Annotated in this window: 13 protein-coding genes and 1 tRNA gene; 7 read left to right on the top strand and 7 right to left on the bottom strand. The window is 59.9% G+C overall.

What is annotated here, in order from left to right; translation table 11 throughout:
• The first annotated feature begins 46 nt into the window (after positions 1 to 46).
• The 4 genes from G0Q00_RS02640 (at position 47) to G0Q00_RS02625 (ending at position 3,518) form a co-directional block, all read left to right on the top strand.
• Positions 47 to 814, top strand: coding sequence for an SDR family NAD(P)-dependent oxidoreductase (locus G0Q00_RS02640; RefSeq protein ID WP_163036121.1), 768 nt, complete (start codon positions 47 to 49; stop codon positions 812 to 814).
• 68 nt (positions 815 to 882) lie between these two features.
• Positions 883 to 1,890 (top strand): tRNA dihydrouridine(20/20a) synthase DusA, encoded by a 1,008-nt coding sequence (gene dusA, locus G0Q00_RS02635; RefSeq protein WP_163036119.1) that lies wholly within the window; start codon positions 883 to 885, stop codon positions 1,888 to 1,890.
• A gap of 9 nt (positions 1,891 to 1,899) precedes the next feature.
• The gene (locus tag G0Q00_RS02630; protein WP_163036117.1) at positions 1,900 to 2,724 is read left to right on the top strand and encodes a sulfite exporter TauE/SafE family protein; all 825 of its coding nucleotides are present in this window, start codon (positions 1,900 to 1,902) and stop codon (positions 2,722 to 2,724) included.
• The gene (locus G0Q00_RS02625; RefSeq protein ID WP_163036115.1) at positions 2,718 to 3,518 is read left to right on the top strand and encodes a hypothetical protein; all 801 of its coding nucleotides are present in this window, start codon (positions 2,718 to 2,720) and stop codon (positions 3,516 to 3,518) included. Before G0Q00_RS02630 ends, G0Q00_RS02625 begins: the two co-directional genes overlap by 7 nt.
• Here the strand turns inward: G0Q00_RS02625 and G0Q00_RS02620 are convergent.
• From G0Q00_RS02620 to G0Q00_RS02590, 7 genes are all read right to left on the bottom strand, one after another.
• Complete coding sequence (locus G0Q00_RS02620; protein ID WP_163036113.1) at positions 3,505 to 3,993, bottom strand: thioesterase family protein; 489 nt, start codon at positions 3,991 to 3,993, stop codon at positions 3,505 to 3,507. The genes G0Q00_RS02625 and G0Q00_RS02620 overlap by 14 nt on opposite strands.
• Before the next feature lie 34 nt (positions 3,994 to 4,027).
• Positions 4,028 to 4,101, bottom strand: a tRNA-Gly gene (locus tag G0Q00_RS02615).
• A 52-nt stretch (positions 4,102 to 4,153) separates the two neighbouring features.
• Positions 4,154 to 6,196, bottom strand: coding sequence for an ASKHA domain-containing protein (locus tag G0Q00_RS02610; RefSeq protein WP_163036111.1), 2,043 nt, complete (start codon positions 6,194 to 6,196; stop codon positions 4,154 to 4,156).
• 114 nt (positions 6,197 to 6,310) lie between these two features.
• Positions 6,311 to 7,480: a CoA transferase gene (locus G0Q00_RS02605; RefSeq protein ID WP_163036109.1), complete on the bottom strand. Its 1,170-nt coding sequence runs from the start codon at positions 7,478 to 7,480 to the stop codon at positions 6,311 to 6,313.
• Between the two features lie 561 nt (positions 7,481 to 8,041).
• Entirely contained in the window at positions 8,042 to 9,112 is a 1,071-nt protein-coding gene (locus G0Q00_RS02600) for a methyltetrahydrofolate cobalamin methyltransferase (protein WP_163036107.1), read from the bottom strand.
• 6 nt (positions 9,113 to 9,118) lie between these two features.
• On the bottom strand, positions 9,119 to 10,057 hold the full coding sequence (locus G0Q00_RS02595) for a methylenetetrahydrofolate reductase (RefSeq protein WP_163036105.1): 939 nt from the start codon (positions 10,055 to 10,057) through the stop codon (positions 9,119 to 9,121).
• 26 nt (positions 10,058 to 10,083) lie between these two features.
• Complete coding sequence (locus tag G0Q00_RS02590) at positions 10,084 to 10,380, bottom strand: virulence factor (RefSeq protein ID WP_163036103.1); 297 nt, start codon at positions 10,378 to 10,380, stop codon at positions 10,084 to 10,086.
• 293 nt (positions 10,381 to 10,673) lie between these two features.
• On the opposite strand from G0Q00_RS02590, the gene G0Q00_RS02585 reads away from it, so the two are divergent.
• From G0Q00_RS02585 to betB, 3 genes are all read left to right on the top strand, one after another.
• Positions 10,674 to 11,786 carry a Ppx/GppA phosphatase family protein gene (locus tag G0Q00_RS02585; protein ID WP_163036101.1) on the top strand — a complete coding sequence of 371 codons (1,113 nt, stop codon included), beginning with the start codon at positions 10,674 to 10,676 and terminating at the stop codon, positions 11,784 to 11,786.
• A complete protein-coding gene (locus tag G0Q00_RS02580) occupies positions 11,786 to 12,547 on the top strand; it encodes an RlmE family RNA methyltransferase (protein ID WP_163036099.1) in 762 nt (253 codons plus the stop codon). The genes G0Q00_RS02585 and G0Q00_RS02580 overlap by 1 nt, the downstream gene beginning before the upstream one ends.
• A 169-nt stretch (positions 12,548 to 12,716) precedes the next feature.
• Positions 12,717 to 14,171, top strand: a complete 1,455-nt coding sequence (gene betB, locus G0Q00_RS02575) for a betaine-aldehyde dehydrogenase (RefSeq protein WP_163036097.1) — start codon at positions 12,717 to 12,719, stop codon at positions 14,169 to 14,171.
• Positions 14,172 to 14,185 lie beyond the last annotated feature (14 nt).

Below are 14,185 nucleotides of genomic sequence, written 5' to 3'. Positions count from 1 at the left end.
GTGCAATTCTTGCTAGGGCCGACCCAACAGTTACGGAGGGTTCCCCATGCAGATTTCTGAGAACACCGTTGTCACCGTTTCAGGCGGGGCATCTGGTCTGGGCGGCGCAGTCGCCGAAGCGTTCGCCGCCGCAGGTGCCAAGGTTGGCATTTTCGACCTGAATGAAGAGGCCGGACAGGCCATGGCCGAAAAGTTGGGTGGAGCGTTCGCCAAGGTGGACGTGTCGGACGCCGCATCGGTTGCCGAAGGTTTCAAGACGCTGCGCGCCGCTTTGGGCCAAGAACGTGTGATGGTGAACTGCGCGGGCATCGCCCCCGCCGCCAAGACCCAGTCGAAGGGCGAGCCGCACGATGCAGGCCTCTATGCCAAAGTCATCGGCGTGAACATGATCGGTACCTTCAACTGTGCCAGCCAAGCCGCTGCAGGGATGGCTGTGGCAGACCCCGTAACCGAGGACGGCGAGCGTGGCGTGATCGTCAACACCGCCTCGATCGCGGCGATGGATGGCCAGATCGGCCAGTTGGCCTATGCCTCGTCCAAAGGCGGCGTTGTTGGCATGACCCTGCCCATGGCCCGCGACCTGATGCGCGACGGCATCCGCGTGATGGCCATCGCACCGGGCATCTTCAAAACCCCGATGGTCGCAGGTCTGCCGCAAGAGGTTCAAGACAGCCTTGGCGCTCAGGTTCCGTTCCCGTCGCGCCTTGGTGACCCGGCCGAATTCGCCGGCATGGTGCGCCACATCGTCGAGAACTCGTTCCTGAACGGCGAAGTGATCCGTTTGGACGGCGCCGTGCGCATGGCGCCGCGCTAAACCCAATTGGCCGGGGGCGGGTGACCGCCCTCTGGCATCCCGCGCGCGGATCGCCTATGTAGCGCGCGATGACTACGCAATCGACCATACGCCACGCTGCCCGCCTGTCCGTCGCCCCGATGATGGACTGGTCCGACCGTCACTGCCGGTATTTCCACCGGCTGATGAGCCGTCACGCGCTGCTCTATACGGAAATGGTCACCGCACCCGCTTTGGTGCGTGGCGGAGCGCTGCACCTTCTGGACTATAATGCCGAAGAACACCCCGTGGCTGTGCAGCTTGGCGGGTCGGACCCGAAGGAACTCGCCGCCGCCACGAAGCTGTGTGTCGAGCGTGGCTATGACGAGGTGAACCTGAACGTCGGCTGCCCGTCTGACCGGGTGCAGTCGGGCACGTTTGGCGCCGTTCTGATGCGCGACCCGGAATTGGTCGCGGACTGTATGGCGGCCATGAAGAGCGCGGCGCAAGATGTTGAAGTCACCGTGAAATGCCGCATTGGCGTGGATGATCAAGCCCCTGAAGTTGTGCTGCCGGACTTCCTTGAAAAGGTATCTGCCGCAGGTGTCAGCCGCTTCACCATCCACGCGCGCAAGGCGTGGCTTCAGGGCCTCAGCCCAAAGGAAAACCGGGACATTCCGCCCTTGGACTATCCCCTGGTTCACCGCATGAAAGAGGCGTTTCCGCATCTGCATCTGTCGATCAACGGGGGCATCACGACGCTCGATGAAACCCGTGCGCATCTGGATGTCATGGACGGTGTGATGATCGGCCGGGCGGCGTATCACGACCCGGCAACCGTGCTGCTGGACGCTGATCAACAGATCTTTGGAGACACCACGCCCGGACGCTCAGCCCATGAGGTGGTCGAGGCGATGTATCCCTATATCGAAGCGCGCTTGGCCGAAGGCCTCCGCCTGCATTCGATCACCCGCCACATGCTGGGCATTTTCACGGGGCGTCCCGGCGCCCGTAAATGGCGACGTATCCTGTCAGAAGGGGCGACGAAACCGGGGGCAGGGGTTGCACTGGTCGCCGAAGCCCTGTCATCTGTGCCTGAACACGTCCCTGCCGACTGAGGTCACCCCATGCCGGATCCATCCCTGCTTCTTCCCATGACTGCGCTATTGGCCGCGATCGGGGCCTTTGCGGGCGTGTTGGCCGGACTTCTGGGCGTAGGTGGCGGGATCGTATTGGTCCCCGCGTTTTTCTATGCGTTCTCGGCGCTTGGCTATGGCTCGGACCAGCTGATGCAGATCTGTCTGGCGACCTCGCTGGCGACGATCATCGTAACCTCGGTCAGGTCGGTTCTATCGCACAACAAGAAGGGCGCGGTGGATTGGGGCATCCTGAAGGGCTGGGCACCGGGCATTGCCGCGGGTGCGCTGATCGGCGTGATCATCGCCTCGGGTTTGAAATCCATAGTTTTGCAAGCGATTTTCGGCGTACTGGGCCTGTGTATCGGCGCGTATCTAGGGCTTGGAAAGGCCCATTGGCGTCTGGCAGAAGACATGCCCAAAGGTCCAAAGGTTGCCATGCTGGCTCCTGTTCTGGGCTTCCTGTCGGTCCTGATGGGGATCGGAGGCGGAAGCTTTGGCGTCCCCCTGATGACCCTGCACGGGCGCCCCATTCACAAGGCGGTGGCGACAGCAGCCGGGTTCGGCGTTCTGATCGCGGTGCCCTCGGTCCTTGGATTCCTCTTCGTTCAGATTGACCCGGCTGTGCGTCCGCCTTGGACCATCGGGGCCGTAAATATGCCTGCCTTCGTTTTGATCGTGTCGATGACCCTGTTTACTGCGCCTTTGGGGGTGAAACTGGCCCATGCGATGGACCCGAAACCGTTGAAGCGCGTATTCGCTGTGTTCCTGACGCTGGTCGCGTTGAACATGCTCCGTAAGGCTTTGGGATGGTAGACGCCCTGCGCGCTGCGTTTGATCGCAACGGGTGGGTCAAGTTTGCCTATGACAAAGCCATCGCAGCGTGGGTCGATCACGTCACTCCGTTGGCGCTTGAGGCGCGAAATGACCCCGAGCAGATCGCAACTTGGCTGCGCGCCGGGGGCACGTGGTTTGTCGGGGTGAATGCCATCGCCAATGACGGGCAGGGGCATGTCGGGGGTGGACCCGCGTTGACGGGTGCATTGCGCGACTTCACCGAGAACCGCTTTGGCTGGTACGATCTGGACCGGGCGCAGGTGTCGATCACCTATCCGGGCTATCCCCAGCGTGACCCGCACGAGACGGATGCCGGGTTCCGCTATCGTCGCGACCGAGACGCCGCGCATTTGGACGGGTTGAAGCCTGAACTGTCAGGCGGAGGGCGCTGCGTGGCCGAGGCGCATGCTTATGTCATCGGCATTCCCCTGAACCGCACGGATGACCGCGCCAGCCCGTTGGTCTTGTGGGAGGGCAGCCATCTGATCATGCGTAAAGCGTTGCGAGATGCATTCGAAGATGTGCCCGCTGATCAAATGCGCCGCCATGATGTCACGCAGGCTTACCAAGCGGCGCGCCGAGAGGTGTTTGAAACCTGCTCGCGCATCACGGTTCATGCCACCCCCGGCGAGGCCTATCTGATGGATCGTTTCACGCTACACGGCGTCGCGCCATGGCAGGACGGGGCCAAAGCACCGTCAGAAGGACGCATGATCGCCTATTTCCGCCCCGATCTACCCGGCGGCGTGTCCGATTGGCTTACCCTGCCTTAGTGGCGCCGTCCGCGGTCAGCGCGGCAATGACCTCGGGGCTGAGTGGGCGTTTGGTCTTGCCGTCCTGCTCAAGTGTGACAATCACCGTCTCGCCCGAGCAACGTAGCTCGCCCTCGACCCAGACGCCGTATTCCAACACGAAAGAGCTGTTGCGGAAGCTGGTACAGCGTGCCGTGACGACGAAGGTTTCGCCCAGAAACATCGGCTTGAAATAGCGCGCTGCGTTGGTGGCCAGCACGACCTGCGGATCGTCTTCAGAATTGTAGCTGGTGATTGCATGGGTGTGGAAATAGGGGATGCGAATATCCTCGAACCAGCGCAGATAGACGATGTTATTCACATGGTTCAGCGCATCAAGCTCGTGAAAACGCACGCGGTCAGCTTGACCGAAATTCCAGCCCTCGGGCACACCTGCGCGTTGCAACTGCTGTGCTGTCAGCGGTGTGACAAGCGGAAGGTCTGTGTGGACGAACATGGAAACCTCGGCAGGTAGCGCTTGGGGGAAGGCTTGGAGCGGGTGAAGGGAATCGAACCCTCGTCGTCAGCTTGGGAAGCTGCTGCTCTACCATTGAGCTACACCCGCCTTACCCATTGAGCTATGCCATGGGATAAGGAAGTTCAAGCCGTTATCAGGGTTACCCCCGGCGACGACGTCGACGGCGGCCGCCGCCTTCTTCGTCTCCACCGCCTGTGTTGAAGCTGGGTTCGGGCAGATCGACCACGGATCGCAGGATCGGGAAGGGATCGGCCGAGTTCGGCATGGCCGAGGCGTTGACGAAATGCTCTTGGAATTTGGCTTCCACGGCGGTTTCGATCTTGGTGATCTTGCGCACTGTGTCTTCGATCTCGGCCCGTGCAGCGCGGTTCAGCAGCGCGATCCGCGCGCCGGTGCCTGCCGCGTTGCCCGCCGAGGTCACCTTGTCCAGCTCACAGTCTGGGATCATGCCCAGAACCATCGCGTGCTTGGCCGAAATATGCGCGCCAAACGCACCTGCCAGCACCACGCGGTCCACCTTGTCGACACCACGCTTATCCATCAACAGACGCGCACCGGAATAAAGCGCGGCTTTGGCCATTTGGATGGCGCGAATGTCGCCATTGGTGACGGTGATCGGCTTCTGATCCTCGTCCCCGTCCCACAGGCGGTAGGCGTTGGTACGGCCATCGGCAAAGCAGCGGTCGGTGCCGGTTTGCTCGGCCGAGCCGATCAGCCCGCCTGCATCCACTAGGCCGGCCAGACGCATCTCGGCGATCACCTCGATAATGCCCGAGCCACAGATGCCGGTGACGCCGGTCACAGCGGTCGCGGCGGAAAAACCGCCTTGGTCGGACCAGATGTCGCTACCGATCACGCGGAAACGGGGTTCCTTGGTGACGGAGTCGATCTCGACACGTTCAATCGCTCCGGGGGCTGCGCGTTGGCCCGCGCTGATCTGTGCACCTTCAAAAGCAGGGCCGGTGGGCGAAGAACAGGCCAGCACGCCGTCCTTGTCGCCCAGCAAAATCTCGGCATTGGTGCCCACGTCCACGACCAGCACAAGGTCGTCAGACTTGTCCGGGGCCTCCGACAGCGCAACGGCTGCGGCGTCCGCGCCCACATGGCCTGCGATACAGGGAAGCATGTACAGGCGGGCGAGGGGGTGGATGGTCAGATCCACATCCGTGGCCCTCAGGCGCAGCGCGTCGGACGTCGCCAGCGCAAAGGGCGCCTGTCCCAGCTCGAACGGGTCAATGCCAAGGAACAGGTGGTGCATGACCGGGTTGCAAACCACGACCACATCCATGATCAAGTGCTTGTCGATTTCGGCATCCGCAGCGATCTGGGTGAAGAGCGCGTCCATGCCCTCGCGTACCGCATCGGTCATTTCCTGTGCGCCGCCCGCGTTCATCATGGAATAGCTGACGCGGCTCATCAGGTCTTCGCCAAAGCGGATTTGCGGGTTCATTAGGCCCGAGGACGCCACGACCTCGCCGGTCGACATGTCGCACAGATGGGCCGCAATGGTGGTGGAGCCAAGGTCTACGGCCATACCATAAACGCTGCCTTCGTGATAGCCGGGCCAGACATGCATGACCCGAGGCGGATTTTCTTCATCTCCCAGATGGACGGCAACGGTGACCTTCCATTCGCCTTTGCGCAGGCAGGGTTGTAACGAGGACAGAATGTGAAGGTCGGCACGTACGCCTTTGATTTCCCATTGCTCTTCAAGGGCTGTGACAAGACGTTCCAGATCGCCCGAAGGCTCGTGCATGTCGGGCTCTTCGACCTCGACATAGTAAAGCTTCACGACTGGGTCCAACGTGATCTCGCGCGCCTCGGCGCGTTTGCGGACCACCTGTTTGTGGACTTGGCTTTCTGGTGGCACATCGACGACCACATCGCCCTGCACGGTCGCCTGACAGCCCAGACGGCGGCCCTTGGGTAGTCCGCGGATGTCGTCATAGCGCTGTTCGACCTTGTTCCATTCGGATAGGGCGTCCTCTTCGACGGTGACACCATGCTTTGGAAACTCGCCAAAGCTGGGGGTGACCTGGCATTTCGAGCAGATACCACGCCCGCCACAGACCGAATCCAGATCTACGCCCAATTGGCGGGCGGCGGTCAGAATGGGGGTGCCAACCGGGAAACGACCCCGTTTGCCGGAAGGAGTGAAGATGACCAAAGGATCCTGAGACATTGCGCGCGTCTTTCCTGTTGATTTTCAATCAATTTAAGGAACGTACAGGCGCGCGCAATGCCTGCTTGCGGCATAAATTGTCTGGAAACGCCGTTTTTTGTCTGTGCGTGCGGATCAGCGCTCTTGTTCGGCCAGCCAATCCAGAACTGCGGCGCGGTCACCGTCCAAAAGAGGCGCTGCACCGGGATTATTTGTGTCGTCCAGATTGCTCATCTTGATTGGGTTTCCCGCTGCAACGAACGGCTTGCCGCCGTCTGGGGCAGGTAGGTATTTAACCATGTTGCGCGCCAGTATTTGCGGGTCTTGCATGGCTTCGGCGACGTTTTGGATGGGACCGCAAGGAATGCCTTCAGCGGTCAGAAGCTCAAGCCAATGGCTGCGTGTTTGTCCTAGGGTCACCGTTTCGATCCGACGGCGCAGCAACTGCACATTTTCGCAGCGGGCAAGGTTGTTTGCAAATTCGGGTCGGGTGGCCCATTTTGGCTTCCCAAGCACATGGCACAGCTTTTTGAACAGCACATCGTTGCCGCAGGCGATGACCATCAGGCCATCTGCGGTATGATAGGTTTCAAATGGCGCGATCGAGGGGTGACGTGCCCCGCACGGTTCTGGCGGAATGCCGGTCTCGCCGGTGATGGCGATTGCATGTTCGATAATTGCCAACTGGCTGTCCAGCATCGCTACGTCGACTTTTTGCCCCTTACCGGTCTTTTCGCGTTGATACAGCGCGGCCAGCAGCCCGTGGCCCAGAAACATACCTGCGACAATGTCCCCGACCGAGGCCCCAACCCGCACGGGTTCACGGTTTTTTTCGCCGGTGATCGACATCACGCCGCCACGCGCTTGCACCACCATGTCATAGGCGGGTTTCATTGCGTCCGGTCCCGTGTGCCCAAATCCTGACACGGCGCCATAGATCAGATGCGGATGGCGGTCTGACAGGGTGTCCCAGCCATAGCCCAGGCGTTCCATCACACCGGGGCGGTAGTTTTCCATCACCACGTCGACCTGTGCCAACAGCCGTTCAAACACGGCGCGATCCACCTCGTCCTTCAGATCCAGCGCGATCGACTGTTTGTCGCGGTTGATGGTGGCGAAATAGGCGCTGTGACCGTCGCGAAACGGTGGGAAATGCCGTGTGTCATCGCCAATGCCGGGCTGCTCAATCTTGATCACCTTGGCCCCAAGATCCGACAGGATCATCGAGCAATAGGGCCCCGCCAGCACGTGCGTCAGGTCCAAAATAGTGATCCCCTTTAGCGGAGGGCGGTTGGGTGTCGACACGATCAATGTCCTTCTGTTTGCGGCATTTATGGACAATTAGCGCTCGCGTTATGGTGGTTTATTTGCGGGAAATCAAACTGTCAGAATCTGTTTTGACGCGGGACGTATGAAGATCACAGTGGGCGCTGATGCGGAGGGAGCCCCGACTTCAGGGCAAAAAAAAGCCCGCGACAAGCGCGGGCTTTCTTTGGGGTAAACCACCATTACATGGGGTTGCCCATTTTGTCATAGGTCGGCTCGGCGACGACAACGGGCTCGGGCTCGGTGGCGCAAGCTGCAAGGGTGGTCATCGCAATCAGAAGAAGTGTAGCGGTAACTTTCATGGATATTACTCCGGCGTTTTTTGATCGAAATCGATAGTTAAAAGCCCCGTCGTCCCCGAGATAAAATGTCCCGGGACGGAACTGCGAACGAGGTTGATGATAGGCAAGTTAACCGTTGACGCAAGCCAGAGGGACGTCAGAAGGCGTTTTTTTCCATGGTTTTTGCGGATTTGGCACACACAAAACGTGAAAGGCCCGCCAAAATGGCGGGCCTTTGCATGTGTTTTATGTGTCAGCCTTAGCCGCGACGGCGACGGCCACCGCGACGACCACCGGCACCACCAGCTTCACCGGAGGGCTTGTTGAAGGCGATCCAGTTGGCGCCACCTTCGTCGTTGTTGGTCAGGAAGTTGGCGGCGCGGATGGCTTCCATTTCCTTACCTGCGCGCGGTTTCGTTGAGCCCAGACCAAACACCTGGCAGAAGGTTTCATCATCCATATCGGCCGGAACGACGATGCCTTTGGCTTCGATCTCGGCTTTCTTTTCCGCCAGCTTTTTGGGGCCAACGGGCAGGGCGATCGGGTTCATGATCGCCGAGGTCATGCCGGTTGCCATTGCCATCGGCAGGAAGGCGTTGTTGATGCCGTGACGGTTGGGCAGACCAAACGAGATGTTTGAGGCGCCACAGGTGGTGTTCACGCCCAACTCGTCACGCAGGCGACGGTTCAGTTCAAACACCTGAAGCCCGGCGGTGCCCATCGCGCCGATCGGCATGACCAGCGGGTCAACCACGATGTCATGGGCGGGGATGCCGAAGTCAGCAGCGCGTTCCACGATCTTTTTGGCAACGGCAAAACGCACTTCCGGGTCTTCCGAAATACCGGTGTCGTCGTTCGAAATCGCCACGACCGGCACATTGTATTTTTTGACCAGCGGCAGAACCAGTTCCAGACGCTCTTCTTCGCCGGTGACCGAGTTTAGAAGCGGGCGACCGTTGGCGGCTTCCAGACCTGCTTCCAGTGCGCCGGGAACCGACGAGTCGATGCAGAGCGGGCAGTCAGTGACGGCCTGCACAGTTTCCACCAGTTTGCGCATCAGGTCAGGCTCGACAAAGTTGTTGTCGGCGTAACGCGGATCTTCGGCCATCTTGTTCGAGAACACAGCGCCCGAGTTGATGTCCAAAATGGTCGCGCCAGCGGCAACCTGAGCAATCGCATCACGTTCAACACGGCTGAAGTCGTCGCGCTCCAGCTCTTCGTTCAGGATTTTGCGGCCAGTCGGGTTGATGCGCTCGCCGATCACGGAAAACGGCTGGTCAAAGCCGATGATCGAGGTCTTGGTCGCGCTTTCGACGATGGTACGGGTCATTCTTGATTATCCTTTGGTCGCGTTGACGGGGGCGGTGTTGTCTCCGCCATGCTCGATGGCCCAGTTGGCGTTGGTCTTGATCCCGCCCAGCGGGAAGAAGTGCACCTGGGTGATGTTAAAGTCGGGATTGGCGGCTTTGTGCAGCGCCAGATCATTCAGAACCTCGGTCGGTTCGTGCGGCAGCAGCAGCTTCGACACGTCCTTGGCACGCTTTTGCAGCACTTTCAGGGACGGGCCCACGCCACAGGCGATGGCGAACTTGATCATGGTCTGCAGCTTGGCCGGACCCGCGATGCCGATGTGGATCGGTAGGTTCATGCCGCGCTCGGCCAGTTCGTTTGCCCATTGGATGACCGGATCGGCTTCAAAACAGAACTGGGTGGCCAGTGCCATCTCGGCGTCGGTGCGTTTCGAGAATTCCTGTTTCCAGTCCAGCGCCGCATAGGTGTTGGCACGACCGCCCTTGGGGTCGATGTCCAGGTTCGGCTCGGGGTGGCCAGCGACGTTCAGGTGGGTAAAGCCTGCTTGATCAAACAGACCGGTTTCCAGAAGCTGCATCGAGCTGTCGAACTCGCCAACCGGCTGGGCAACGCCGCCGGCAAGGATCAGGCCCTGTTTGACGTCGGCTTCGCCCTGATACTGGGCAATCCAGTCAGCCAGAGTGGCCTTGTCTTTGATGATGCGTGCCGGGAAGTGGGGCATCACGTCGAAGCCTTCTTCCTTGACGCGCTTGGCGGTGGCGACCATGTCCTCGATCGGCGTGCCTTCGATATGGGCGATATAGACCCGCGTGCCTTCTGGCAGAAGGTCACGGAAGTCTTCGACCTTACCAGCCGTACGCGGCATGATTTCAATCGAATAGCCCTTCAGGAAGGCCTGAAGTTCGGGGGATGCGGCATTGGCCTGACCTTCGGTCGGCTTCTTGCGGAAGTTCAACAGCGCCATGGCTGCCTCCTTGATAGAGGGTGGGATCAAGCCCATCCGTCGTTGCCAATCAGAGCGACAAGCCGCTCTTTGTCATATTCCGCGTCCAAGCGCGCAGCCTCGGCCGTCGCGATCTCTTGCGGGTCACCTTCGACAGAAAAAGGGTCAGCCTTGCGCCATTCCGCCAGATAGGCGTCGCTGTCTTTTGCGTTCACCTTCATGGCAGCCCGGTCAATGGCCTGTTCGAACCGCTCGGGCAGGGGGGCTTTGGTCCCACGGCGCCCTTTACCCACGATCACCTGGGCGGGGATGTCCCTCCAATAAACGATGGTGACGTCTGGCATTGCGATTCTCCCTTTTCTTCGTTCTCTATTCGTAGTCGCGCTTGCCCCGCACCTTGTGTCGATTTTCGACACGCCGCGTTTCACAAGCGACTTCACAGGCTTCACGGGGGTCGCGTTCGGACGTTCCGCGCCAAAGGCATACGAAAAACGAGCGGTAGAGGCTATGCCACGCGCCGTGAAAACCTTTCATGTTGATTATGACATGAGAGAGTTACATTTGCCGCCCCGCAGGGATTGCCAGCACCGGCCATGCACCCTATCTTGAGGGTAACTTGAAATGGAGGGCGTGACCAATGACGCCCAAGCGTCCCAAAGGTGCGGGCGTGTTCCCGAAAGCGGTAGTAGCCCCCGTGCCATCCCCCGTGGATCCGGCCAGCCTTTATGCGGCTCTGGACCTCGGAACAAACAGTTGTCGCATGCTGATTGCCCAGCCAAAGGGTAGTCAGTTTCATGTTGTGGACAGCTTCTCGAAATCCGTGCAATTGGGTCGTGGTTTGGAAGCCTCGGGCCGGTTAAGCCGCTCGTCCATGTCGCGCACCATTCAGGCGCTGCGGATTTGCCGCAAGAAGCTGATCAAGCATGATGTGAAGCGGATGCGCCTAGTCGCGACCGAGGCCTGCCGCCGTGCGACCAACGGCAAGAATTTCATGGCCAATATCCGGCGCGAAACCGGGTTGGAGCTGGAAATCATCAAGCCCGAGGAAGAAGCACGTCTGGCCGTGGTGTCTTGCGCACCTTTGGTGTCGACCAAGACCGAGCAACTTTTGGTGGTGGATATTGGTGGCGGCTCGACCGAGCTTGTCTGGATCGACCTGTCGAAAGTCCCGCCGCTGGACCGCGCGCAATCCATCATGCGGATGGGGCGCGGGTTTTCGGGCGGCGTGGGCGACTTCCCAGCCGCCAGTGTGGTGGACTGGATTTCCGTCCCTCTGGGCGTGGCAACCCTGCGCGAGATGTTTGATGATGTGGAAGACGACGCCGGGCGCTATGCCTTGATGTCGGTCCATTTCGAAGAGCAACTGGCCGATTTCAGCCCGTTTCACCACGAACCGCCCCGCGAAGGGTTTCAGATCATCGGTACCTCCGGCACGGTGACAACGGTTGCGGCGACCCATCTGGGGCTGCGCCGCTATGATCGGACCCGCGTAGACGGGTTGCGCATGACGTCCGAACAGATCGAACGTGTGATCCAGGGTTATCTGGCGATGGGACCTAAGGGGCGGCGCGTGAACTCTCATATTGGACGGGATCGGCAATCGTTGATCATGTCCGGATCAGCGATTTTGCAGGCGCTTCTGCGCGTCTGGCCGACTGACCGCTTGTCAGTTGCGGATCGTGGCCTTAGAGAAGGCATCCTTTATTCTCAAATGTCCTCGGACGGCGTGTTGGAAGGCGGACCTTTCTGATGTCTCAAGACGATGGTAACTCCGGCGGCCCCCAAGGGGGTGGCAACAAGTATTCAAAGCGCACGCGCAAAAGCTCGGGCCGGGGTCAGCGTGACCTGACCGTGAAGGTGAAAACCGCGCGCGGTCGGCGCAGTTCGTCGACCCGATGGTTGCAGCGCCAGCTAAATGATCCCTATGTGCAACGCGCTCAGGCCGAAGGGTTTCGCGGCCGTGCGGCCTATAAGATCATGGAATTGGATGATAAATACCGGTTCCTTGTAAACGGCGCACGCGTCGTTGATCTTGGCTGCGCACCCGGGGGCTGGGCGCAGGTTGCTGTTCCGCGTATCAACGCGTTGGGTGAGAAGTCGGGCAAGCGCATTGGCACCTATCTGGGTGTAGACCTGCAGGAAGTCGAACCGCTGGCCGGTGCCCGCTTCGAACAGCTCGATTTCATGGAAGACGATGCAGACCAAGTTGTGCGTGATTGGCTGGGCGGAAAGGCCGATGTGGTCATGTCCGACATGGCGGCGTCTAGCTCGGGGCACAAACAGACCGACCACCTGCGCATCATTTCGCTATGCGAAGCAGCGGCGTATTTCGCGTTCGATGTGCTGGACGAAGGCGGTACCTTTGTCGCCAAGGTGCTGGCAGGCGGGGCCGAGGGCGAGCTACAGAAATTGTTGAAGACGAAATTCAACAAGGTGATGAACGTGAAGCCGCCTTCCAGCCGTTCCGATAGCTCGGAAAAATTTGTCGTCGCCATGGATTACAAGGGCTGATCTGTTCCATCTTTGCAAGATTGAGCCTGTAGGGTGCGTCGCGTCAACGGCGCGCTCTGGCCTTAGCCTGTCGCCTTTTGAATAGCACCCGGATGTCACATCTGACACAACCGGATCAAACTGAACTGTCGCCTCGCCAAATTGTCGGGGCAAACTGGAAAGGTGCAACATGCGCGCACAACCTCAAGCCAGCCATTTCATCAACGGTGCCTTTGTTGAAGACACCGCAGGAGCCGAAATCAACGTGATCTTCCCCGCCACCGGCGAGGTCATTGCAAAACTGCATTCCGCTACGCCCGCAGTCATCGAACAAGCCATCACCTCGTCGCTCGCCGCCCAGAAGGACTGGGCCGCAATGACCGGAACCGAGCGGGGCCGCATTCTGCGTCGCGCCGCTGACATCATGCGTGAACGCAACCACGATCTGTCGGTTCTGGAAACGCTGGACACGGGTAAACCCTATCAGGAGACCAGCGTTGCGGACGCCACCTCGGGCGCGGATGCACTGGAATATTTCGGTGGCCTGGCTGGGTCGCTGACCGGCGAACACATCCAGATGCCGGACGGGGATTTCGTCTATACCCGCCGCGAGGCGCTTGGCGTTTGTGTGGGCATCGGCGCGTGGAACTATCCGACGCAAATCGCCTGCTGGAAAGCCGCGCCTGCGCTGGCTTGCGGCAACAGCTCGATCTTCAAACCGTCGGAAACCACGCCGCTTTCCGCGTTGAAAGTTGCCGAGATCATGATCGAAGCAGGCGCACCTGCTGGCATTTTTAACGTCATTCAGGGCTATGGCGACGTGGGTGCCGCGTTGGTGACAGATGACCGTGTCGCCAAGGTCTCGTTGACCGGATCGGTGCCAACAGGCCGCAAGGTCTATGCCGCTGCGGCCGCAGGTCTGAAGCACGTCACGATGGAACTGGGCGGCAAATCCCCGATGATCGTTTTTGATGATGCGGATGTCGAGAACGCCGTGTCGGGTGCGATTCTGGGCAACTTCTATTCGTCGGGTCAGGTCTGCTCGAATGGCACGCGCGTGTTTGTTCAGAAGGGCATCAAGGAAGCCTTCCTGAAGCGTTTGGCAGAACGTCTGGATGGCGCTGTGATCGGTGACCCGCTGGACCCTGATACCTCGTTTGGCCCGATGGTTAGCGAAGGGCAGTTGAACATCGTCCAGAACTACATCGAAAAGGGCAAGGAAGAGGGCGCACGTCTGGCTTATGGCGGTGCGCGGATCGAGGGCGATGGCTTCTATCTGCAGCCCACCGTCTTTGCCGATGTAACCGATGACATGACCATTGCCCGCGAGGAAATCTTTGGCCCCGTCATGTCGGTTCTGGATTTCGAGGACGAGGCCGAGGTTATGGCCCGCGCCAATGACACCGAGTTCGGTCTGGCAGCTGGCGTGTTCACCAATGACCTGACCCGCGCCCACCGCGTGGTTGCCGGGTTCGAGGCGGGCACCTGCTATATCAACACCTATAACGACGCGCCAGTCGAGGCGCCTTTTGGCGGTTCGAAAGCATCGGGTGTGGGACGTGAGAACTCGAAAGCGGCGATCGAACATTACTCCGAGCTGAAGACGGTCTATGTTCGCCTCAGCGATCTAGAAGCACCGTTTTAAGTCATCATTTGCAA

Source organism: Aliiroseovarius sp. PrR006 (genome assembly GCF_010500215.1).
Taxonomy (GTDB): Bacteria; Pseudomonadota; Alphaproteobacteria; order Rhodobacterales; family Rhodobacteraceae; genus Aliiroseovarius.
Note: the sequence above shows the minus strand (reverse complement) of the source record. Positions and strands in the feature narration are given on the sequence as shown.